This window comes from Micromonospora sp. GCM10011541, assembly GCF_042650725.1.
In the GTDB taxonomy this organism is placed as follows: Bacteria; Actinomycetota; Actinomycetes; order Mycobacteriales; family Micromonosporaceae; genus Micromonospora; species Micromonospora sicca.
Genome location: NZ_JBHSBP010000009.1, coordinates 1 through 20276 on the forward strand (window position 1 = coordinate 1; position 20276 = coordinate 20276).

The following is a 20276-nucleotide window of genomic DNA, read 5'->3' on the forward strand; positions in this document are numbered from 1 at the left end:
CCGCTGCCAACTGTCAGCTCACCACTGCTGAACCGACCCCGCCATGCTCACAGTCAGGCCAGCGGGCGCTTCAGGTGGTAGCGGTGCACCTCGGTGCTGCCCTGGACGTTGTTGACGTCCTCGGCGGCGGAGACCAGTTCCCAGCCCTCCCGGCCGGCCCGGTTGAGGTGCGCGATCGCGGTGTCGCCGTACGCGGTGATGTCGGTGCGTGAGCCGTCGGGCCCGTACCAGACGAATGAGACGTGGAAATTGCGGCCCTGCCCCTGATAGCGACGGACAAGCAACGCGTACTCCCAGGCAACCATCGGTCCATTATCTACGGTGCGAAGCGGACGTCCGAGCACGGGTGGTGGTGGAACGGCGACAGCACGCGGTCAGCTTCCGGGTGCGAGCACGGCCGGCTGGTCGACGGCCAGCTCGGCCCGGGTGGGTGGATCCGCACCCCGCCGGGCACAGGTGCGGGCGGCGACATGGGCCGCCTCCGCCAGGACGGCGCCGAGCGTGTCCCGGCCGACGCCGCCGAGCGCCGGACGCCGCGGGGCGCCGAGCAGGTCCCGCTCGCTCAGCGCGGCCAGTAGCCCGGCCGTGAACGCGTCGCCCGCGCCGACGGTGTCCACCACCCGCACCGGCCGGGCCTCCACCCGTACCGTGCCGCGCCGGGTGGCCGCCCAGGCCCCGCCGTCGCCGAGGGTGACCACCACGAGCACGGCCCCCAGCTTCAGCCACGCCCGCCCCACCTCCTGGTAGCCGCGGCCCGGGTGGAGCCAGGCCAGGTCCTCCAGGCTGACCTTGACGACGTCGCTGACCGCCACCAGCTGCTCGACCCGGTGCCGGGCCGCGGTCCGGTCGCCCATCAGGTCGGGCCGGCAGTTCGGGTCGTAGCTGATCATCGTGGTCGCCCGCCGGGCCCGGACCAGCGCCAGCACGTCGCCGGCGCCCGGCTCGAGAACCGTGGCGAGCGAGCCGGTGTGCAGGCAGTCGCTCCGTGACCCGACACCGGTCAGGGATTCCGGAAAGGACCGCCAGGCGATGTCGAAGTCGTACCGGGCCTGCCCGTCCGCGCCCACCCGGGTCCGGGCCACGCTGGTGCGCGGCAGGTCCGGCACCGACGCCGGATCCAGCCGTACGCCGCTGCCGGCCAGGTGGGCGCGGAGCAGCCGCCCGTGCGCGTCGGCACCGAGCTGGGTGAGCAGGGTGGTGGGCTGACCGAGGCGGGCGAGCGCCACGGCGACGTTCGCCGGGCTGCCTCCCGGGTGGGCGACCGCCTCCCCGGACGGGTCCTCGATCAGATCCACCAGGCTCTCGCCGACAACCGTGATCACAGTCTTCCTCTCCCGGGCCTGGATCGCCCGGTCACGTCCGCGGCGGGCTTCAGCCCGCCGTCCGGCCCGGGGTCTCCTCGAGGGTGGTCGCGCCGGTCATGATGGCCACTGCCTCCGGCATGGTGTGCGACGCCGGCGTGACCACGCCCGCGCAGCGGCCCAGCCGCTGGATGTGGATACGGTCGGCGACCTCGAACACGTGCGGCATGTTGTGGCTGATGAGGATGACCGGCAGCCCCCGCGACCGGACCTCCTCGATCATCCGGAGCACCTGGTTGGACTCCTTGACGCCGAGCGCCGCAGTGGGCTCGTCGAGCACGATCACCTTGCTGCCGAAGGCGGCGGCCCGGGCCACCGACACGGCCTGACGCTGTCCGCCGGAGAGCGTCTCGACCGCCTGCGCCACGTTCTGCAGGGTGCCGATGCCCAGGTCGGCGAGGGCCTGCGCGGCCTCCCGGCGCATCCCCTTCTGGTCGAGCATCCGGAACACCGAACCGAGCACGCCGCGGCGGCGCTTCTCCCGGCCGAGGAAGAGGTTGCTCGCGATGTCCAGCGCCGGTGCCACGGCCAACGTCTGGTAGACGGTCTCGATGCCGGCGTCCCGGGCGTCCTGCGGCCGCTTGAACTGGGCCGGCTTCCCCTCCAGGAACAGTTCCCCGGCATCCGGCGCCAGCGCGCCGGTCAGGCACTTGATCAGCGTGGACTTCCCCGCGCCGTTGTCCCCGATGACGGCGAGCACCTCGCCCGGGTACAGGTCGAGGTCCACCCCGTCGAGCCCGACGACCTTGCCGAACGTCTTGACCAGGCCGCGGGCCGACAGCACCGGTGAGCGTTGCCCGCTGTCCGCCGCGCCGGAGCGGCCGGCGGGGGTGTGCGTGGTGGTGGCGGTCATGACCTCACCTTCCTGATCCACTGGTCCACGGCCACGGCGAGGATCACCAGCAGGCCGACGGCGAGTACCCGGTACTGGTCGTCGACCCCGGCGAGCGAGAGGCCACTGCGGAAGAAGCCGACGATCAGCGCGCCGAGCAGGGTGCCGAGCACCGCGCCGCGGCCACCGAAGAGGCTGGTGCCCCCGATGACGACGGCGGTGATGCTTTCCAGGTTGGCGTCGGTGATCGCGTTCGGGCTGGCCGCGCCGGCCCGGCCGATCAGGATCCAGGCGGTGATGCCGTAGATGGCGCCGGCGACGACGTACACGCTCAGCAGCACCCGGTCGACCCGGATGCCGGCGAGCCGGGCGGCCTCCTTGTCGTCGCCGACCGCGTAGACGTGTCGGCCCCAGGCGGTCTTGGCCAGGGCGAAGCCCACCGCGAGGTAGAGCAGGACGACGGCGACCACGCCCACGGTGATCCGGAACCGACCCACCGGGAAGGACTCGCCGGTCCAGCTGAGCACCGCCGGCAGGTCGGTGGCCTGGACGCTCTGGCCCTCGGAGTAGAGGAGCCCGAGGGCGGTGAAGACGCTGAGCGTGCCGAGGGTGACGATGAACGGCGGCAGCTTCAGCCGGGTCACCAGCGCGCCGTTGAGCGCGCCCGCCGCGGCGCCGACCGCGATGGCCAGCGCGATGGCGAGCGCGCCCGGTAGCCCCTGCCCCTCGGCCAGCTTGGCCGCGAGCATCATGGCCAGGATGGCGACGGCGCCGACCGACAGGTCGATGCCGGCGGTCAGGATGATCAGGGTCTGCCCCACGGCGAGCGCGCCGATGACCGCCACCTGCTGCAGGACGAGCGAGAGCGAGTTCGGCGAGGCGAAGCGCGGGTTGAGGGTGGAGAAGACGACGAACGAGATGACCAGCACGAGGAACGGGCTGATCGCGGGGTGCGCGTGCAGCAGGTGCTGGACGCGTTGCAGTGGCGAGTGCCGGCGCAGGGCGAACTGCTGCGCGGCGGTGGTCGGTGGTGTCGTGGTGGTCACGGCGGGCTCCCTGCCGAGGTCGGCGGTGGCGGACGATCTGCCCGGTCGAGGGCCGGAGCGGTGGCTGCCCCGGGCCCTCGACCGTGGTGGTGGTGGTTCAGCCCCAGCAGCGCTGGGCGCCGTCGGCGCTGGTGATGCTCTCGACCCCGGTGGCGGCCTTGTCGGTGACCAGGGAGACGCCGGTGTCGAAGAAGTCGAGGCCCTCGGAGACCTTTGGCTTCTCCCCGTCGTTCGCGATCTTCTTGATCGCCTGTACGCCCAGTTCGGCCATCTTCAGCGGGTACTGCTGCGAGGTGGCGCCGATGACGCCGTCCTTGACCTGCCGTACGCCGTCGCACCCGCCGTCAACGGAGACGACCAGGACGCCCTGGGTCTTGCCCGCCGCCTGCAGTGCCTTGTGCGCGCCGACCGCGGCCGGCTCGTTGATGGTGTAGACGACGTTGATGTCGGGGTTCTTGGTCAGGCAGTTCTCCATCGCCGTCCGGCCGCCGTCCTCGGCGCCGTTGGTCGGCTCGTTGCAGGCGATCGTGTAGCTGCCGCCGGAGTAGCTGCCGGTCTTCGCCTCGTCGCCGTTCTTCTTCTTGTCGGCGGTGTCGATGCCCATGCCGGTCAGGAACCCCTGGTCGCGGTTGTAGTCGACGGAGACGACCTTGTCGTTGAACAGGTCCAGCAGGGCGATGGTCGCCGGCTTGCCGGCGAGCTGGGTCGCCGTCCACTTGCCGATCAGCTCACCGGCCTTGAAGTTGTCGGTGGCGAAGGTGATGTCCACGGTGTTCGCCGGGTCGGGCGGGGTGTCCAGCGCGATGACGTAGAGCCCGGCGTCCCGGGCCTTCTTGATCGCGGGGTTCACGCCGGGGCCGTTCGGGGTGATCAGGATGCCCGCGTCGCCGCGGGCGATCGCGTCCTCGATGGCCTGCACCTGGCCGGCCTCGTCGCCGTCCTCCTTGCCGGCGGCGACGGTCAGCTTCACGCCCTCCGCCTCGGCGGCCTTCTTCGCGCCCTGCTGCATGGTCACGAAGAACGGGTTCGTGGAGTTCTTGGTGATCAGCGAGACGGCCACGCTCTTGTCACCGTCTCCGGAGCCGCCGCCCGAGCTGTCGCCGCACCCGCTGACGACCATGCCGGTCGCCGCTGCGGCGGCGACCAGCAGGGCCGCGCGGCGGCGGCCGATGCGCTGGATCATGTGTTCTCCCTCAAAGACTCCCCGGCCGGACCGGGACCGCACTGACAACGATGTCAGGGCAGTTTCGGGTCAGCGCCGGAGAGATGTCAATGGCTTCGCCCGTGCTTTCTCATAACCAGGACGAAACCCGTAGGTAACTCTTGACATCGATGTCAGGCACGCGCACGATTCGCCCCACGGTCGGCGCCCGGGACCCGGACCGGGCGACGAGAAGTCCCCGATGGACGGAGGATGTGGATGAGGATCCGCCGATGGCTGGCCGCCTGCGCGGCCGCGACTCTCCTGGCGCCGGCGCCCGGCGCGCACGCGGCGCCGAACCCAACCAGGGACGAGCCCCACCGACCACAGCTCCACTTCAGCCCCGAGCGGAACTGGATGAACGATCCGAACGGCCTGGTGTGGTACCAGGGCGAGTGGCACCTGTTCTTCCAGTACAACCCCGAGGGCGCGCAGTGGGGCAACATGTCGTGGGGACACGCGGTCAGCCGCGACCTGCTGCACTGGACCGAACTGCCGGTCGCCATCCCCTACTCGGCCGACGAGCACATCTTCTCCGGGTCCGTCGTCGTCGACGAGCGGAACACCGCCGGCTTCGGCCGCCCTGGCGCGCCGGCCATGGTCGCCGTCTACACCAGCTCATATCCGGCCACCGGCAGCCAGGCGCAGTCGCTGGCGTACAGCACCGACCGCGGGCGCACCTGGACGAAGTACGCCGGAAACCCGGTGCTGGACCTGGGCTCCCGGGAGTTCCGCGACCCGAAGGTCTTCTGGGACACCAAAGCCGGCCGGTGGACCATGGCGGTCGTGCTGGCCACCGAGCACAAGGTGAGCTTCTACGGCTCCCCCGACCTGCGGACCTGGACCCACCTGAGCGACTTCGGGCCGGCCAACGCCGTCGGCGGCGTCTGGGAGGTGCCGGACCTGTTCGAACTGCCGGTCGACGGCGATCCGCGGCACACCAGGTGGGTGCTGGTGGTCAACCTGAACCCCGGCGCGGTCGCCGGCGGATCGGGCGCGCAGTACTTCATCGGCGACTGGGACGGCACCCGCTTCACCGCCGACAACATCGTCACCGGCGACCCGGAGCCGCCCGCCGGGACGCTCTTCGCCGACTTCGAACACGACTACGCCGGCTGGACGGTGGAGAACGACCCGGCCCTGGGGCCCGGGCCCTTCGGCACCGGCCCGTACCCCGGCACCGTGCCCGGACAGCAGCAGGTCAGCGGGTTCCGGGGCCGGTCCCTGGTCAACAGCTTCCTCGGCTTCGACGCGCCCACGGGACGGATGGTCTCCCCCGACTTCACCGTCGGCCAGGACTACCTGAACCTGCTCGTCGGCGGGGGCGCCCATCCGCACCTGCCCGGCACGACGACCGCCTTCGTACCGGCCGACGCCGAGCCGGTGATCGACTTCGAGTTCCCCGACGGCCGGACGTACGAGCAGGCGGGGTGGACGGCGACCGGCGGGCTGCGCGACCGCGCGCCGGTGGCGGGCCCCGCCCGGTCGGAGCGCGGCCACGTCGGCGACAAGCTGCTCACCACCTTCTTCGAGGCCGACTCGACCACGGGCACCCTCACCTCGCCCGGCTTCACCATCGACCGCAACCACCTGAGCCTGCTCGTCGGCGCCGGCGGCCACCTGAACGACGGCACCGGCGACACGGCGGTCGAGCTGCTCGTGGACGGCCGGGTGGTGCGCACGGCCACCGGCAACTTCTCCGGCTTCATGAACTGGCGCAGCTGGGACGTGACCGAGTTCCGCGGTCGCACCGCCCAGCTGCGGATCGTCGACGAGAACACCGGCGGGTGGGGACACCTGCTGGTCGACCACCTCGTCGCCACCGACGAACCGGTGCTGCCCCGGTCCGTGGAGACCGCGGTCAACCTCGTCGTGGACGGCCAGGTCGTCCGGACCGCCACCGGGAAGGACAGCGAACGCCTGGACTGGGTGGGCTGGGACGTCCGCGAGTTCGCCGGCCGGCGGGCCCACCTGGAGATCAACGACTTCAACTCCGGCGGCTGGGGCCACCTCCTCGTCGACCACGTCATGTTCGCCGACCGGCCGGCGGCCAGCGAGCTGGAACGCTACGACTGGCTCGACCACGGCAAGGACTACTACGCGGCGGTCACCTACAACGACGCCCCCGGCGGACAGCGCGTCGCGATCGGCTGGATGAACAACTGGCAGTACGCCGGCAGCGTGCCGACCGCACCGTGGCGCGGCGCGATGGCCCTGCCCCGGGAGCTCGCGCTGAAGACCGTCGACGGCGCGGTGCGCCTCGTCCAGCAGCCGACCGCGCAGCTCACCGCCCTCCGCGGCGGCGGCGAGGTGTTCACCCTGCGCGACGCCACCGTACGGCCCGGAGTGCTCGATCTGCCCCCGGCGGCGGACGGCGCCGTGCTGGAGATCCGGGCGGAGTTCGAACTCCGCGACGCCGACCGCTTCGGCCTCCAGGTACGCGGCGGCGACGACGAACGGACGGTGGTCGGGTACGACGCCGGGGCGCGCCGCCTCTACGTCGACCGGACGCGCTCCGGGCAGGTGGAGGTCGGTCCGCTCTTCCCCGGCGTGCACTCCGGCCCGCTGTCCGTGGACGGCGACCGGGTGCGGATGACGGTGTACGTGGACCGCTCGTCGGTGGAGGTGTTCGGCGGGGCGGGACAGACCACCATCACCGATCAGATCTTCCCCGCGCCGACCAGCGACCGGACGCGCCTGTTCGCCGAGGGCGGCGACGTGGTGGTGCGCTCGCTCACCATCCGGCCGCTGCGGTCGGTGTGGCGATAACCTGACCGTCGATCACCATCGGTCGGGGGCCACGGCGTACGCCGTGGTCCCCGACCGCCACCGCAGCACCCCGCCCGGTAGGAGCGCCCATGCACGCTGCCGCCCCCGCTACGTCGACCGGCGCCAAGGCCCGGCCCACGCTCCGGGACGTCGCACTGCTCGCCGGCGTCAGCCCGAAGACCGTCTCCCGGGTGGTCAACGGCGAGGCGGGCGTCTCCGCCCCGAAGACCGCCGCCGTGCAGCGGGCGATCGCCCAGCTCGACTACCGGCCCAACTTCACCGCGAGCAGCCTGCGCCGGTCCAGCGGCCGCAGCGCGGCCATCGCCGCGGTCCTGGAGGACCTGGCGAACCCCTTCTCGGCCGCCCTGCACCGCGCCTTGGAGGACGCCGCGCGGGATCGGGGCGTGCTCATCTTCGCCGGCAGCGTGGACGAGAACCCGGAACGGGAACGGGACCTCATCCACGCCTTCACCATGCGGCAGGCCGACGCCCTGGTCGTCGTGCCGGCCAGCGACGACCAGAGCTACCTGGCCGGCGAGGTCAACGCCGGCACCCCGGTGGTCTTCGTCGACCGGCCGCCGGTCGGCCTGCCGGTCGACGCCGTGCTCGCCGACAACCACGACGGCGCCGCGTCGGCCGTCCACCACCTCGTCGCGCACGGCCACCGGGACATCGCCTACCTCGGCGACCTGCAGACGATCCCCACCGCTCGCCAGCGGTTCCAGGGTTTCCGGGAGGCCCTCACCGATCACGGCATCCGACCGTCCGCCGCCCCCGCCGTGCACGACCTGCACACCGAGCGGGAATCGGAGGCGGCGGTACGCCGGCTGCTGTCCGCCGGGTCCCCGCCCACCGCGCTGTTCACCTCGCAGAACCTCGTCACCATCGGGGCCATCCGGGCCCTCCAGCAGCTCGGCCGGCAGCACGAGGTGGCCCTCGTGGGCTTCGACGACTTCCCCCTCGCCGACCTGCTCCAGCCGGCCGTCACGGTGGTCGCACAGGACCCGTCCGAGATGGGCCGGGTCGCCGCGTCGCTGATCTTCCGGCGCTTGGACGGCGAGCAGTGGCGACCGCGGACGCATCTGGTGGCGACCCGGTTGATCCCCCGCGGCTCCGGCGAGATCAGGGGACCGCACCGCGGCTGATGAGCGCACCGGTCGCCCCGGCGGCGCCGAGCTCAGCCTCCGGTCGTCGTGCGCAGGTGCCGGGCGGCGGCCGGGTCGGCGCAGCCGGTCAGGGTGAGCGCGTCGCGCAGCTCGGCGGCGAGCAGCGCCAGGCCCGCCTCGGCGCCGGCCCGGCCGCCCGCCGCGAGCGCCCAGAGCATCGGGCGGCCGACCAGCACCCCGGTCGCGCCGAGCGCCAGCGCCCGCAGCACGTCCACGCCGCCCCGCACCCCGCTGTCCAGCAGCACCTCGCACCGTTGACCCACCGCGGCCACCACCTCCGGCAGCACCGTCGCGGTGGCCGGGGTGCCGTCGAGCTGCCGGCCGCCGTGGTTGGACACCACGACCGCGTCCGCCCCGGTCTCCGCGGCGCGGGCCGCGTCGCGAGGGTCGAGCACGCCCTTGACCAGCAGCGGCAGCGTGGTACGACCGCGTAGCCAGGCCAGGTCCGCCCAGCTCAACGCCGGGGCGAAGGCCGCGCCGGTGTGCACGGCGACCGCCGACACGCCGGGCGTCCCCTGGTGGGCCAGATCGTCCCGCCCGCCCGGCAGGTTCGCCGCGGTCACGTGCGGCGGCAGGGCGAAGCCGTTGCGCACGTCGCGCAGCCGCCGGCCGAGGATCGGCACGTCGACGGTGACCATCAGCGCGGCGCAGCCGGCCGCGTGCGCCCGGTCCAGCAGGTCGGCGACCATGCCCCGGTCGCGCAGCCAGTACAGCTGGAACCAGACCTCCCCACCGACCGCGCCGATCTCCTCGATCCGGGTGCTGCTCAGCGTGCTGGCCACGTAGGGCACCCCGGCCGCGCGGGCGGCGGCCGCCAGCGCCGGCTCGCCGTCCGGATGCACCAGCCGCTGGTACGCCATCGGCGCGACCGCCACCGGCATCGCCTGTGGCCGGCCGAGCAGCGGCGCGTCGGTCCGCGGCCGGTCCACGCCGGTCAGCACCCGGGGCAGCACGGCGACCCGGTCCAGCGCGGCCCGGTTGGCGGTCAGCGTGGTCTCCGTCCCGCTGCCGCCCTCGACGAAGTCCCACACCTCCGGCGGCAGCGCGGCCCGGGCGAGCCCAGCGAAGTCGGCCAGGCTCGCCGGCAGCAGCGGCTCAGCCATCGGCGCGCCCGCCGTCCGTCGCACCGGCCGCCGGCCGACCGGGTCCAGCCCGAACCTCTGCCGCAGGAACGCGGCTGCCCCGCCGGATGACGTTCGCGGCGGGGGTGACGCTGAGCGGCACGCCCGCGCGGGCCAGCGTCCGGGAGTAGACGACCTTTGGCATCTCCCGCCAGATCCCGGCGAACTCCCGGGTGGTCGCGCTGGCGGCCGGGTCCTGGTCGGCGGTCGGCCAGAAGCCGGCCATCAGTTCGTATGTGCGGCGGCCGTGCAGGAAGGCGCCCTTGGTCCGCAGCTCGTCGTTGACGTGCTGGTGCAGCTCTTCGTCGACCCGGTGCCAGTCGAGTTCCCGGTTCGGTCCCTCGATGATGCCGTCGAGGGAGACGGACATCCAGACGATGATCCGGCGCATCACGATCCTTCCCTTTCGCGGGCAGACCGTCAGTCTGCCAAGGTCCAGGGGTGAACGGGGACCAGGTGACCGCACTGCTGGACGAGTTCGCCGCGGACGGGCTGCGGGTCTGGGTGGCCGGCGGCTGGGCGGTGGACGCGGTGGTGGGCCGGCAGACCCGGCCGCACGCCGACCTCGACCTGGCGATCGACGCGAGCCAGCAGGCGGAGTTGCTCGCGCTGCTCGACCGGCTGGGCTTCGTGACCACGGTGGACTGGCTGCCGGTCCGCGCCGAGCTGACCGCGCCGGACGGCCGCAAGGTCGACATCCACCCGGTGGCGTTCCGCCCGGACGGCAGCGGAGTGCAGTCCGGACTGGACGGCGCGACGTTCGCGTACGCCGCGGACGGCTTCGCCGAGGGCGTCATCGACGGCCGCCCGGTGCCCTGCCTGTCGGTGGGCCAGCAGCTCCGCTTCCGGGAGGGCTACCCGCCGCGGGAGGTCGACCGCCACGACATCAACCTGCTGCGCGGGCTATGACCAATTCGCCGGCCGCACCGTGGTGTCGGTGGGCGGGGGTACGGTCGGGCCATGGCGACCTGGGACGACGTACGACGGATCGCGCTCGCCCTGCCGGAGACCACCGAGCGCGGCTCCCACGACGACCTGCCCGCGTGGCGGGTCCGCGACAAGCTCTTCGTCTGGGAACGGCCGCTGCGCCGCGGTGACCTGGCTGCGCTGGGCGACGCCGCGCCGGACGGGCCGATCCTCGGCGCCCGGGTGCCCGACGAGGGCGCCAAGGAGGCGCTTCTCGCCGACGATCCCGAGGTCTACTTCACCACGCCGCACTTCGACGGGTACCCGGCGGTGCTGGTCCGGCTCGACCGGATCGGTGTCGAGGAGCTGACCGAGCTGGTCACCGAGGCCTGGTACGCCCGCGCCCCGAAGCGGCTCGCCGCCCAGTTCAGGACGACGGCCGGCTGAGATTCCCCCGCCGTCCGGGTCCGATGGGATCCGCCCGGCTGCCCTAGCATCTGCCCGTGCGGGCGGCACACGAGCGGGTGGACGCGATCGTCTTCGACATGGACGGCACGCTGATCGAGTCCCACGCGGTGGTGCCCGCGGCCTACCGCGCCGCCATCATGGACGCCGGGGGACCGCTGCTCTCCGACGCCGAGATCATCGCCGGGTACCCGCTCGGGCCACCGGCCGCACTGCTGACGCACCTGCTGGAACGGCCGGCCACCGACCGGGACCTCGCCCGCTACCACGCCCACCTGATCGCCCTCGCCACGCAGGTCACCGTCTATCCCGGGGTGGCCGACCTGCTCGCCGGCGTCGCCGGACGGGGGGCGGTCGGTCTCTTCACCGGCGCCAGCCACCAGGCGGCCGAGATCCTGCTCGACCGGGTCGGTCTGCTCGGGCATTTCCAGGTCGTCGTCGGCGGGGACGAGGTCGCGCGACCCAAACCCGAGCCCGACGGCGTCGAGCTGGCCTGCCGGCTGCTCGGCGTCCATCCCTCCCGAACCGCGTACGTCGGTGACTCGCCGCTCGACCCTCGGGCGGCGCGCCGCAGCGGCGCGCTGGCGGTGGCCGCCGGCTGGGGCCATCAGTACGAGCCGGGTGAGCCGGCGGACCGTACCGCCGGCCATCCTCGTGATCTGCTGGCGCTGCTCGGCTGAGCACAGGTCACGGCCCGGGCGGGAGCACCGCCTGCACCGCCTGCTCCGGGGTGTGGACGGGGCGCGGCCCGGGCACCGGCTCGCCGGTGGGACCGAGGACCCGCCAGCCGCCGAGAAGCACCACCGGGACGGTGCCCCGCCACATCGCCAGGGCCACCTCGCTGAGGGTCCCCCAGGAGCCGCCGACGGCGATCACCGCGTCCGCGCTCCACACCAGGATCGCGTTGCGCGCCTGCCCCATGTTCGTCACCACGGACGCGGACACGTCGGCCGGACCGGGGTCGGCGCCGTCGTCGGGGCGTACGCCGATGACGAGGCCGTTGCGGGAGCGGGCGCCGGCGGCGGCCGCCGCCATCACCCCACCGCCTCCTCCGCAGAGGAGGATGACATCCCGCTCGGCCAGCAGCTCCCCCACCCGTCGCGCGTGCGTCAACTCCGTCTCCGTCGCCTCCGCCGGCCCGCACACCGCCACCTGGAATCTCACCGCCCCACCTCCGCCATCGAGGCTATCGAGACGTACGCGGGCCGGCCGGCGGGTCCGGTCGACCCGGACGCGGAGTTCACCGTGGGCTCGGACGAGACGGCCGACGTGCTGGTCGCGTCCTATCTGGACGTCGGTGCCGAGGCGCGGGCGATGGTGGCCGCCGGGAGCCTGGACGACGTGGTCCGGACGAGATGGGGCGCGCCGGTGAACCTGCGTTCGATCCCGGTCCACAGCGGCCCGGTCAGCTCCCCTGGCCCGTCGGCGGTGGCGGCGCGGCGCCGCGGAGCACCAGCGCGCTGTTGAAACCGTCGAATCCGCGCGCGCCGACCAGCGCGATGCGGCTGCGCGGCCGGCGGGGCGCCCGCAGGAAGTTCAGCTCGCAGCCCTCCGCGGGCTGCTCGGGACCGGCGGAGGCGGGCAGCAGGTCGTGCCGGAAGGCGAGCAGCGCGGTCGCCGCGTCCAGGGCCGACCCGCCCTGGTGAGCCCGGCCGGTCAGCGGCTTCTGGGTGGTCACCGCTGGGGTCCGGTCACCGAACACCGCGCGCAGCGCGGCCGCCTCGGCCCGGTCGTGCGCGGGCACGCCGAGCGCGTCCGGCCAGACCACGTCCACGTCGTGCGGCCGGACGCCGGCCCGGTCCAGGGCCAGCCGCAGCGCCCGCGCGTAGTGGGTCGGGTCGGGGCCGGCGTCCGGGTCGGTGGGGGCGGCGTCGTGGGTGGCCGCCCAGCCGGTCACCTCGCCGTAGATCCGGGCGCCCCGGGCCAGCGCGTGCCCCAGCTCCTCCACCACGAAGACCGCGCCGCCCTCGGCGGGGACGTACCCCGCGGCCGCGACGTCGAACGGCCGGTACGCCCGCTCCGGGTCGGCCACGTCGCTGAGCAGGCCGGAGCGGAGCTGGCAGGCCAACGCGTACGGGCTCAGCGGGCACTCGGTCGCCCCGGCGATCACCACCGGGGTGCCCCGACGGACAGTCCGGACGGCGTGCGCGAGGCTGTCCAGCCCGCCGGCGGACTCGGCGACCAGCACCCCGCACGGCCCCTTGAACTGGTGGTGGATGGAGAGCTGCCCGACGCTGGCCGCGTAGAACCAGGCGATCGACTGGTACGCCCCCACCGTCCGGGTCGGACCGCCCCAGAGCCGTTGCAGCTCCCGCTGCCCGAACAGGTTCCCCCCCGACGAGCTGGCCAGGGTGACCGCCCACCCGTACGGGTCGGGGGCCCGCTCGGGCAGCCCGGCGTCGTCCAGCGCGAGGCGGGTGGCGGCGAACCCGAGGTGCGTCCACCGGTCGGTCTGCACCCGCTGCCGGCCGTCGGCGAAGCCGGTGGGGTCGAAGTCCGGCACCTCCCCGGCGACCCGGGTGGGATAGCGGGCCGGGTCGAACAGGCTGATCGGCCCGGTGCGCCGGGTGCCGGCGAGCACCGCCGACCAGTGCGCGTCGGCGCCGACACCGCTGGGCGCCACCACCCCGATCCCGGTCACCACCGCCCGCGCGGTCATGCCGTTGCCGCCAGCCGCCGGAAGACCATCGCGGACTGGAAGCCGCCGAAGCCGCTGCCCACCGACAGCGCCACGTCCACCGGCAGCTCGCGGGCCTCGTTGGGCACGTAGTCCAGGTCGCACTCCGGGTCCCGGGTGGTCCAGTTCGCCGTCGGCGGCACCACGCCGTACTCGATGGCGAGGGCGCAGGCGGCCATCTCGATCGAGCCGATGGCGCCGAGCGAGTGCCCCACCATCGACTTGATCGAGCTGATCGGCACCCGGTACGCGGCCGGGCCGAGCGCCCGCTTGAACGCCGCGGTCTCGTGCCGGTCGTTCTGCCGGGTGCCGGAGCCGTGCGCGCTGATGTACGACACGTCGCCCGGGGCGAGCCGGGCCTGCCGCAGCGAGTCGCCGATGGCGAGGGCCATCTCGACCCCGTCGGGACGCAGCCCGGTCATGTGGAAGCCGTTGCTGCGGCTGGCGTAGCCGGCCAGCTCGCAGTAGACGTGCGCGCCCCGGCGGCGGGCGTGCCCGGCCTCCTCCAGCACCAGCACCGCGGCGCCCTCGGCCAGGACGAAGCCGTGCCGGTCGGCGTCGAACGGCCGGGAGGCGTGCTCCGGGTCGTCGTTGTCCGGGCTGGTCGCCCCGATGGCGTCGAACGAGGCGACGGTGACCGGCGAGATGGGCGAGTCGGCCGCCCCGGCGAGCACCACGTCGGCCTCGCCGTCGGCGATGAGCTGGTGGGCGTACCCGATCGCGTCGATGCCGGAGGTGCAGCCGGTGGAGACCACCTGGGCCGGGCCGTGCAGGCCGTGCCGGCAGGCCACGTCGGCGGCCAGGCTGCTCGGGACCAGCGCCTGGTAGAGGTACGGCCCGCCGAGGGTGTGGTCGACCAGCCAGTCCCGGCCGCTGTCGCTGACCCGGACGTACTCCTTCTCCAGCGCCATGGTCCCGCCGACGGCGGTGCCGAGCACCACCCCGGCGCGCTCCCGCTCGGCGTCGGTGAGGGTCAGGCCGCTGTCGGCGAGCGCCTCCGCCGAGCAGGCCAGGGCGAACTGCACGTACCGGTCGGCGCGCCGCCGCTCGGCGAGGGTGATCCCGGCGGCGTCGGGGTCGAAGTCGCACTCGGCGGCGATCCGGGAGCGGAACGGCGCCGGGTCGAAGAAGGTGATCCGCCGGGTGGCCGTGCGCCCCTCGGTGATGGTCTTCCAGAACCGGTCCCGGGTGGCGCCGCCCGGGGCGACCACCCCGATGCCGGTGACGACGGTGCGCCGGCCGGTCACGACGGGCCCCGCTGCTGGGCGACCTCGGTGTCGACGTGGCCGAGCTCCGGCCGGGGCGCGAGGGGGCCGAGGTGGAAGACCACCTCGGCGGTCTCGTCGCCGGTGTTGCGCAGCCGGTGCCGCACGAGTCGCGGCACGAACAGCGCCTCCCCGGCCGCCAGCGGCACCGGTTCGTCGTCGAGGTCCACGGTGATGGCGCCGCGTGCCACGTAGAGGAACTCCTCGCTGTAGGGGTGGTAGTGCTCGGCGATCCGCTCCCCCGGCGCGAGCGCGGCCACCCCCATGAAGCCGGAGGTGCTGCCGACGGTCTTCGGCCCGAGCAGCACCCGCAGTTCCCCGCCGCGCCGCCGGTCGGCGGCGACGTCGCGGGCGGCGATGACGCCGGTGACCATCTCACTCATCGTCGCCTCCGGCGGGCAGCCGCTCGATCCGCTCCTTGATGACCGCCAGCTGAACCTTGCTGTTGGCGTTGATCCGGTCGGTCATGCCCGCGTTGTCCACCGGCGCGGTGGGTTTCATCGCGAAGTCCTGCACCCAGGTCATCCGGGTGCCGTCGGGCACCTCGTCGTAGCGCCAGTGGATCCGCATGTACTCGAACGGGCCGGTCTCCACCCGGTGCGCCCGCACCTGCCGGGTCGCCGGGTCCGCGGTGCGTTCGCTGACCCAGCTCCAGGAGACCCCGTTCTCGTCGGGGTGCATGGTGAGCCGGAACCGGACGGTGTCGCCGGTCTGGTCCAGGATCTCCACCACGGCGTACTCGGTGAACAGCTCGGTCCACCGGGCGACGTCGTTGGTGACCCGCCAGACCAGCGGCAGCGGCGCGTCGATGACCACGCTGTTCTCGGTGTGCCCGGGCGGCGGGTCGGCCCGGCGGGCCACCAGGTCGGCCACGCCCGCGATGCTGAGCCGGCCGGCCTGTTCCGGGATGCGTACCTGCCACCGGTCGGCGACGACGGCGGAGAGTTCGAGCAGGGCCAGCGAGTCCATGCCCAGCTCCTCCAGGCTGGCGGCGGGGCTCCGGGCGGCGGTGTCGGCGTCCAGGCCGCAGTGCGTGACCAGGATGTCGGTTATCTCCGTGGTGAGCGGTCGATCGGAAGCGACGGTCATCGGGTCCTCCTGACGGATGTGCCGGGCTGGTTGGCGGCGGCGGCGGGGGCGGCGGGCGCCGGTACGGGCGCGCCGGTCGGGGCGCGGTCGGCGAGCAGCCGGTCGACCAGGCCGGTGGTGTGGCCGGCCTTGCGGAAGGCGGCGTCGTCGAGCACCCGCCGGACGAAGGGAATGGTGGTCCGCACGCCGGGGCCGGCGATGTCGAACTCGCCGAGCGCGCGTTCCAGCCGGTCCAGGGCGGACGCCCGGTCCGGCGCCCAGACCGCCACCTTGGCCAGCAGCGAGTCGTAGTGCGGGCTGACCAGGTAACCGGGGTGGCCGTGGGTGTCGACCCGGGTGAACGGCCCGCCCGGCGGCCGGAACCGCTCCAGCCGCCCCGGGGCCGGGGCGAAGTCGCGGTCCGGGTCCTCCACGTTGACCCGGCACTCCACCGACACCCCGTGCAGCCGGATCTCCTCCTGCCGCAACCGCAGCGGCACCCCGGCCGCGATGTGCAACTGCTCGTGGACCAGGTCGACGCCGGTGACCATCTCGGTGACCGGGTGCTCCACCTGGATCCGGCAGTTGATCTCCAGGAAGTGGCACCGTTCCGCCTCGTCGACGAGGAACTCCACGGTCCCCGCCCCGGTGAAGCCGACCGACAGGGCGCCACGCAGCGCGGTCTCCGCCAGGGTGGCCAGGGTGGCCACGGAGAGCCCCGGAGCCGGCGCCTCCTCGACCAGCTTCTGGTGCCGGCGCTGCACCGAGCAGTCCCGGGTGCCCAGGTGCACCCCGTTGCCGTGGCCGTCGCAGAGCACCTGCACCTCGACGTGCCGGGCGTCGGTCAGGTACCGCTCGACGTACACCCGGTCGTCGCCGAACGCGACCTGGGCGGCGGCGCGGGTGCGGGCGTACGCCCGGGGCAGCGCGCCGGCGGAGCGGACCACGGTCATCCCGCGCCCGCCGCCGCCCGCGGCGGCCTTCACGATCACCGGGTACCCCACCTCGGCGGCCACCTCGAGGGCCTCGGCGACGGTCGGCAGGGTCCGTACGCTGCCCGGCGGCAGCGGCAGCCCGGCCCGGCTCATCAGCGCCCGGGCGGTGGACTTGTCGGCCAGGGCGGACATCACCTGCGGCGGCGGCCCGATGAACACGAGGCCGTTCTCGGCGCAGATCTCGGCGAAGTCGGCGTCCTCGGACAGGAAGCCGTAACCGGGGTGGACGGCCTGGGCACCAGTCTGCCGGGCCGCCTCGACGATCGCGGCCGCGTTGAGGTAGCTCTGCCGGCTCGGCGCCGGTCCGATCCGGACGGTCTCGTCGGCCATCCGCACCGGCAGCGAGTCGGCGTCGGCGCTGGAGTGCACCACCACCGTGCGCACGCCCAGTTCCCGGCAGGCCCGCAGCACCCGCAGCGCGATCTCGCCCCGGTTGGCGATCAGCACCTTCTCGAACATCATCCACCCCGCTGCCCGGCCGGCTCCAGGGCGAGCAGCGGCTGGTCGTACTCGACCGGCTGGCCGTCGTCCACGAGCACCTCGACCACCCGTCCGGCCTGGTCGGCGGTCACCTCGTTCATCAGCTTCATCGCCTCGACGATGCCGACCACCTGACCGGGACGGATCAGGTCGCCGACGGAGACGAACGGCGCCGCGCCGGGCTCCGGGGCCCGGTAGAAGGTGCCGACCACGGGCGCCCGCACGGTGAGCCGGCCGGGGTCGGGCGGCGGCGTGCCGGCGGCCGGCTCCGGTTCGGGTACGGCTGCGGGTACGGGCTCGGTCCCGGGCGCGGCCTGGGCGGGCACGTGCCACTCCACCTCGAGCACGGTCTCGCCGCTGCGCAGCCGGACCCGCCGCACCGGGCCGGCCAGCTCGGCGACGAGCCGGTGGGCGTGCCGCCGCAGCCCGTCGAGCACGGCGTCCGGGCCCTGGCCGGCGCTCATCGCCGCACCGCCGGGACGCCGGCGCGGGCGGCGCCGTACCGACGGAAGCGTTGCCGCCGGCGGCGGACCAGGGTGGCCGGCGGCACGTCGAGCAGCGGGGCGAGGTTCGCCGCCACCGCCCGGGCCAGCAGTTCGGCGGCGGTGGCCGGGTCCTGGTGGGCGGCCGGCGCCGGTTCGGGCACCACCTCGTCGACCACGCCGAGCCGGCACAGGTCCGGCGCGGTGAGCCGGAGCGCGCGGGCGGCCTGCGGGGCGGCTGAGCTGTCCGGCCAGAGGATGGCGGCACAGCCCTCCGGGCTGATCACGGAGTAGACGGCGTGTTCGAGCATCAGCACCCGGTCGGCGACGGCCAGCGCCAGCGCGCCACCGCTGCCGCCCTCGCCGGTGACCACCGCGACGACCGGGGTGGGCAGCACGCTCAGCGCCAGGATGTTCTCGGCGATCGCCGCCGCCTGGCCCTGCTCCTCCGCGCCCACCCCCGGGTCCGCCCCGGGGGTGTCCACCAGGGTCACCACCGGCAGGCCGAGCCGGGCGGCCAGCCGCATCAGCCGCAGCGCCTTGCGGTGCCCGGCCGGGCTGGCCATGCCGAAGTTGCGGGCCACCAGCTCCGCGGTGGTGTGTCCCTTCTGGTGGCCGATCACCATCGCCGGCCGGCCGCCGATCCGGGCCAGCCCGCCGACGATCGCCGGGCAGTCCGCGCCGAGCCGGTCGCCGTGCAGCTCCACGAAGCCGTCGAAGGCGCTGTCCAGGTAGTCCAGCGTGGTGGGCCGGCCCGGGTTGCGGGCGGTGCGCACCGTGTCCCAGGCGTCCCGCCCGGAGCCGTCCACCGCCGGGGCCGGCGCGGGAGCGTCGGTCGCCCGGAGCGGCCCGGGGCCGGCCGCCGTCGCCGGGAGCGGCGCGTCGGCTCGCGGCGCCGGTCGGGGCGCCGGCTCCTGCCGGGGTACGGGCGGGCGCCGGCGGGCCCGGCGACCGTCCCGGGCGGCGGCGAGCAGAGCCGTCAGCCGCCCGCGCAGCGCGTGCCGGGGCACCACCATGTCGACCTGCCCGTGCCGCAGCAGGAACTCGGCCGTCTGGAAGCCCTCCGGCAGCGCGGCGCCGGTGACCTGCCGGATCACCCGTGGGCCGGCGAAGCCCATCCGCGCCCCGCTCTCCGCGAGCACCACGTCGGTGTTCGTCGCGAACGAGGCCGCCACCCCGCCGTACGTCGGATCGGTGATCACACTGACGGTGAGCAGTCCCGCCTCGCGCAGCCCGGCGACGGCCTGGCTCACGGTGGCCATCTGCATCAGCGACAGCGCCCCCTCCTGCATCCGGGCCCCGCCGGATGCGGTGACCAGCACCAGGGGCACCTCCTCGGCGAGCGCCCGCTCGGCGGTCAGGGTGATCAGCTCGCCGACCGCGCAGCCCAGGCTGCCGCCGAGGAACCGGAAGTCCATCACCGCCAGCGCGATCCGGTGCCCACCGACGGCGGCGGTGCCGCAGACCACCGCCTCGTCCAGCCCGGTGCCGGCCCGCGCCGCGGTCAGCCGGTGCGGGTACGGCAGCGCGTCGACGAAGCCGATCGGGTCCACCTCCACCGCCCGCTCGGGCAGCGCGGTGAACGAGTCCGGGTCGACCAGCTGGGCCACCCGCGCCGGGGCGTCCAGGCGGGAGTGCGTGCCGCACTCGGGGCAGACGTCGAGGTTGCGGCGCAGCCGCTTGCGGTACAGCAGCGAGGAGCAGCCGGCGCAGCGGGACCAGAGCTGCTCGTCGCGGGGCGCGGTGGTGGTCACGGCCGCCGCCCGGGCGCGTCGAACCGGTAGAAGCAGTGGGCCATGGCGTCCCGGGGCGAGCGCCAGTCCGGCAGGTACGGCGAGATGAACGGCCGCAACCGCGTGCTGATCCGGACGAACTCGGGATGCCCGCGGGCGTCCTCCACCGCGCCCTCGGCCGGCAGCTCCGTCTCCAGCAGATGGACGTAGAGGTCGTGCAGCCGGTACAGCGAGCGGTGCCGCACGCCGACCAGACGCGGCAGCTCCGTCGCGTCGGACTCGGCGAAGATCTCGGCGACCTGGTCCTCGGCGGTGGGCAGCACCTTCGCGACGATGAGCGAACGGTCCATGAAGCGTCTCCCCCTCGGGCGGGTTCCGGTCGGCCGGACGACTGCCGACACGATGCCGACGGGGACGTCACCGCAGCGTCACCCGAGCTGAGCGCGGGAGGTAGAGATTCGGTGACGCTGTGTTGACGCAAACTGTGCCGGGGCTATGCGTCCCCTTGCGACACCCAGCGCATAGCGACAAATATTCGCAGTTCAGGACCGCTGCGAACCGACCGTACTGGACGGTCACATTAACGACGAATAGGTTGACTGAGTGTAATCATCATTGATAATCTCCGTCTCGGTCAGCCCGGACGGCGCCGGACATCCGACGTCGCCGCCGCGGCGGAGCCGTTCCGACATCGGCGTCGCGGGCAGCC

At 74.1% G+C, this 20276-nt stretch carries 22 protein-coding genes; 6 read left to right on the forward strand and 16 right to left on the reverse strand.

Annotated features, from left to right (window positions below; genetic code table 11):
* Positions 1-53 precede the first annotated feature (53 nt).
* The 5 genes from ACFOYX_RS02875 to ACFOYX_RS02895 form a co-directional block, all read right to left on the reverse strand.
* Positions 54-305 carry a hypothetical protein gene (locus ACFOYX_RS02875; protein ID WP_109802644.1) on the reverse strand — a complete coding sequence of 84 codons (252 nt, stop codon included), beginning with the start codon at positions 303-305 and terminating at the stop codon, positions 54-56.
* Between the two features lie 69 nt (positions 306-374).
* A complete protein-coding gene (locus ACFOYX_RS02880) occupies positions 375-1322 on the reverse strand; it encodes a carbohydrate kinase (RefSeq protein WP_322441889.1) in 948 nt (315 codons plus the stop codon).
* Positions 1323-1371: 49 nt separating this feature from the next.
* Positions 1372-2214 carry an ATP-binding cassette domain-containing protein gene (locus ACFOYX_RS02885; protein WP_201749716.1) on the reverse strand — a complete coding sequence of 281 codons (843 nt, stop codon included), beginning with the start codon at positions 2212-2214 and terminating at the stop codon, positions 1372-1374.
* The gene (locus ACFOYX_RS02890) at positions 2211-3239 is read right to left on the reverse strand and encodes an ABC transporter permease (protein ID WP_109802646.1); all 1029 of its coding nucleotides are present in this window, start codon (positions 3237-3239) and stop codon (positions 2211-2213) included. Before ACFOYX_RS02890 ends, ACFOYX_RS02885 begins: the two co-directional genes overlap by 4 nt.
* A gap of 97 nt (positions 3240-3336) precedes the next feature.
* Positions 3337-4422, reverse strand: a complete 1086-nt coding sequence (locus ACFOYX_RS02895; protein WP_322441892.1) for a substrate-binding domain-containing protein — start codon at positions 4420-4422, stop codon at positions 3337-3339.
* 237 nt (positions 4423-4659) lie between these two features.
* On the opposite strand from ACFOYX_RS02895, the gene ACFOYX_RS02900 reads away from it, so the two are divergent.
* Together ACFOYX_RS02900 and ACFOYX_RS02905 are read left to right on the forward strand one after the other, a co-directional pair.
* Positions 4660-7209 carry a GH32 C-terminal domain-containing protein gene (locus ACFOYX_RS02900; RefSeq protein ID WP_322441894.1) on the forward strand — a complete coding sequence of 850 codons (2550 nt, stop codon included), beginning with the start codon at positions 4660-4662 and terminating at the stop codon, positions 7207-7209.
* Between the two features lie 89 nt (positions 7210-7298).
* Positions 7299-8354, forward strand: coding sequence for a LacI family DNA-binding transcriptional regulator (locus ACFOYX_RS02905; protein WP_109802649.1), 1056 nt, complete (start codon positions 7299-7301; stop codon positions 8352-8354).
* A gap of 32 nt (positions 8355-8386) precedes the next feature.
* Here the strand turns inward: ACFOYX_RS02905 and ACFOYX_RS02910 are convergent, their stop codons facing one another.
* Positions 8387-9478, reverse strand: a complete 1092-nt coding sequence (locus ACFOYX_RS02910) for an alpha-hydroxy acid oxidase (protein WP_322441896.1) — start codon at positions 9476-9478, stop codon at positions 8387-8389.
* Positions 9471-9887: a dihydrofolate reductase family protein gene (locus ACFOYX_RS02915; protein WP_322441897.1), complete on the reverse strand. Its 417-nt coding sequence runs from the start codon at positions 9885-9887 to the stop codon at positions 9471-9473. Before ACFOYX_RS02915 ends, ACFOYX_RS02910 begins: the two co-directional genes overlap by 8 nt.
* Positions 9888-9937: 50 nt before the next feature.
* Between ACFOYX_RS02915 and ACFOYX_RS02920 the strand changes: the two genes are divergently transcribed.
* The 3 genes from ACFOYX_RS02920 to ACFOYX_RS02930 are packed head-to-tail and all read left to right on the forward strand — an operon-like array spanning position 9938 to position 11547.
* Entirely contained in the window at positions 9938-10405 is a 468-nt protein-coding gene (locus ACFOYX_RS02920) for a nucleotidyltransferase domain-containing protein (protein ID WP_322441899.1), read from the forward strand.
* A 51-nt stretch (positions 10406-10456) separates the two neighbouring features.
* The gene (locus tag ACFOYX_RS02925; protein ID WP_322441900.1) at positions 10457-10849 is read left to right on the forward strand and encodes an MmcQ/YjbR family DNA-binding protein; all 393 of its coding nucleotides are present in this window, start codon (positions 10457-10459) and stop codon (positions 10847-10849) included.
* A gap of 56 nt (positions 10850-10905) precedes the next feature.
* Positions 10906-11547, forward strand: coding sequence for an HAD family hydrolase (locus tag ACFOYX_RS02930; RefSeq protein ID WP_322441901.1), 642 nt, complete (start codon positions 10906-10908; stop codon positions 11545-11547).
* Positions 11548-11554: 7 nt separating this feature from the next.
* On the opposite strand, the gene ACFOYX_RS02935 is transcribed toward ACFOYX_RS02930, so the two are convergent.
* Positions 11555-12031, reverse strand: coding sequence for a TIGR00725 family protein (locus tag ACFOYX_RS02935; protein ID WP_161557870.1), 477 nt, complete (start codon positions 12029-12031; stop codon positions 11555-11557).
* On the opposite strand from ACFOYX_RS02935, the gene ACFOYX_RS02940 reads away from it, so the two are divergent.
* A complete protein-coding gene (locus ACFOYX_RS02940) occupies positions 11972-12334 on the forward strand; it encodes a DUF664 domain-containing protein (RefSeq protein ID WP_369292964.1) in 363 nt (120 codons plus the stop codon). The genes ACFOYX_RS02935 and ACFOYX_RS02940 overlap by 60 nt on opposite strands.
* On the opposite strand, the gene ACFOYX_RS02945 is transcribed toward ACFOYX_RS02940, so the two are convergent.
* From ACFOYX_RS02945 to ACFOYX_RS02980, 8 genes are read right to left on the reverse strand one after another with little or no spacing between them, the layout of a single operon-like run.
* The gene (locus tag ACFOYX_RS02945; RefSeq protein WP_322441902.1) at positions 12273-13526 is read right to left on the reverse strand and encodes a beta-ketoacyl synthase N-terminal-like domain-containing protein; all 1254 of its coding nucleotides are present in this window, start codon (positions 13524-13526) and stop codon (positions 12273-12275) included. The genes ACFOYX_RS02940 and ACFOYX_RS02945 overlap by 62 nt on opposite strands.
* On the reverse strand, positions 13523-14791 hold the full coding sequence (locus ACFOYX_RS02950) for a beta-ketoacyl-[acyl-carrier-protein] synthase family protein (RefSeq protein ID WP_322441903.1): 1269 nt from the start codon (positions 14789-14791) through the stop codon (positions 13523-13525). The genes ACFOYX_RS02945 and ACFOYX_RS02950 overlap by 4 nt, the downstream gene beginning before the upstream one ends.
* Complete coding sequence (locus ACFOYX_RS02955; RefSeq protein WP_322441904.1) at positions 14788-15192, reverse strand: cupin domain-containing protein; 405 nt, start codon at positions 15190-15192, stop codon at positions 14788-14790. Before ACFOYX_RS02955 ends, ACFOYX_RS02950 begins: the two co-directional genes overlap by 4 nt.
* Positions 15185-15898 (reverse strand): SRPBCC family protein, encoded by a 714-nt coding sequence (locus ACFOYX_RS02960; RefSeq protein ID WP_322441905.1) that lies wholly within the window; start codon positions 15896-15898, stop codon positions 15185-15187. Before ACFOYX_RS02960 ends, ACFOYX_RS02955 begins: the two co-directional genes overlap by 8 nt.
* Positions 15895-17331: an acetyl-CoA carboxylase biotin carboxylase subunit gene (locus ACFOYX_RS02965; RefSeq protein WP_322441974.1), complete on the reverse strand. Its 1437-nt coding sequence runs from the start codon at positions 17329-17331 to the stop codon at positions 15895-15897. The genes ACFOYX_RS02960 and ACFOYX_RS02965 overlap by 4 nt, the downstream gene beginning before the upstream one ends.
* Positions 17331-17816, reverse strand: a complete 486-nt coding sequence (accB, locus tag ACFOYX_RS02970) for an acetyl-CoA carboxylase biotin carboxyl carrier protein (protein WP_322441907.1) — start codon at positions 17814-17816, stop codon at positions 17331-17333. The genes ACFOYX_RS02965 and accB overlap by 1 nt, the downstream gene beginning before the upstream one ends.
* Positions 17813-19588, reverse strand: coding sequence for an acetyl-CoA carboxylase carboxyltransferase subunit alpha (locus ACFOYX_RS02975; RefSeq protein WP_322441908.1), 1776 nt, complete (start codon positions 19586-19588; stop codon positions 17813-17815). The genes accB and ACFOYX_RS02975 overlap by 4 nt, the downstream gene beginning before the upstream one ends.
* Positions 19585-19917 (reverse strand): TcmI family type II polyketide cyclase, encoded by a 333-nt coding sequence (locus tag ACFOYX_RS02980; protein ID WP_109803333.1) that lies wholly within the window; start codon positions 19915-19917, stop codon positions 19585-19587. The genes ACFOYX_RS02975 and ACFOYX_RS02980 overlap by 4 nt, the downstream gene beginning before the upstream one ends.
* Positions 19918-20276 lie beyond the last annotated feature (359 nt).

Excerpts from the sequence above, each read along its gene's own strand:
- ACFOYX_RS02875 (WP_109802644.1), bottom strand. The coding sequence starts at position 305 with ATGGTTGCCTGGGAGTACGCGTTGCTTGTCCGTCGCTATCAGGGGCAG.
- ACFOYX_RS02885 (WP_201749716.1), bottom strand. The coding sequence starts at position 2,214 with ATGACCGCCACCACCACGCACACCCCCGCCGGCCGCTCCGGCGCGGCG.
- ACFOYX_RS02895 (WP_322441892.1), bottom strand. The coding sequence starts at position 4,422 with ATGATCCAGCGCATCGGCCGCCGCCGCGCGGCCCTGCTGGTCGCCGCC.
- ACFOYX_RS02900 (WP_322441894.1), top strand. The coding sequence starts at position 4,660 with ATGAGGATCCGCCGATGGCTGGCCGCCTGCGCGGCCGCGACTCTCCTG.
- ACFOYX_RS02905 (WP_109802649.1), top strand. The coding sequence starts at position 7,299 with ATGCACGCTGCCGCCCCCGCTACGTCGACCGGCGCCAAGGCCCGGCCC.
- ACFOYX_RS02910 (WP_322441896.1), bottom strand. The coding sequence starts at position 9,478 with ATGGCTGAGCCGCTGCTGCCGGCGAGCCTGGCCGACTTCGCTGGGCTC.
- ACFOYX_RS02915 (WP_322441897.1), bottom strand. The coding sequence starts at position 9,887 with ATGCGCCGGATCATCGTCTGGATGTCCGTCTCCCTCGACGGCATCATC.
- ACFOYX_RS02925 (WP_322441900.1), top strand. The coding sequence starts at position 10,457 with ATGGCGACCTGGGACGACGTACGACGGATCGCGCTCGCCCTGCCGGAG.
- ACFOYX_RS02945 (WP_322441902.1), bottom strand. The coding sequence starts at position 13,526 with ATGACCGCGCGGGCGGTGGTGACCGGGATCGGGGTGGTGGCGCCCAGC.
- ACFOYX_RS02955 (WP_322441904.1), bottom strand. The coding sequence starts at position 15,192 with ATGAGTGAGATGGTCACCGGCGTCATCGCCGCCCGCGACGTCGCCGCC.
- ACFOYX_RS02960 (WP_322441905.1), bottom strand. The coding sequence starts at position 15,898 with ATGACCGTCGCTTCCGATCGACCGCTCACCACGGAGATAACCGACATC.
- ACFOYX_RS02965 (WP_322441974.1), bottom strand. The coding sequence starts at position 17,331 with ATGTTCGAGAAGGTGCTGATCGCCAACCGGGGCGAGATCGCGCTGCGG.
- accB (WP_322441907.1), bottom strand. The coding sequence starts at position 17,816 with ATGAGCGCCGGCCAGGGCCCGGACGCCGTGCTCGACGGGCTGCGGCGG.
- ACFOYX_RS02980 (WP_109803333.1), bottom strand. The coding sequence starts at position 19,917 with ATGGACCGTTCGCTCATCGTCGCGAAGGTGCTGCCCACCGCCGAGGAC.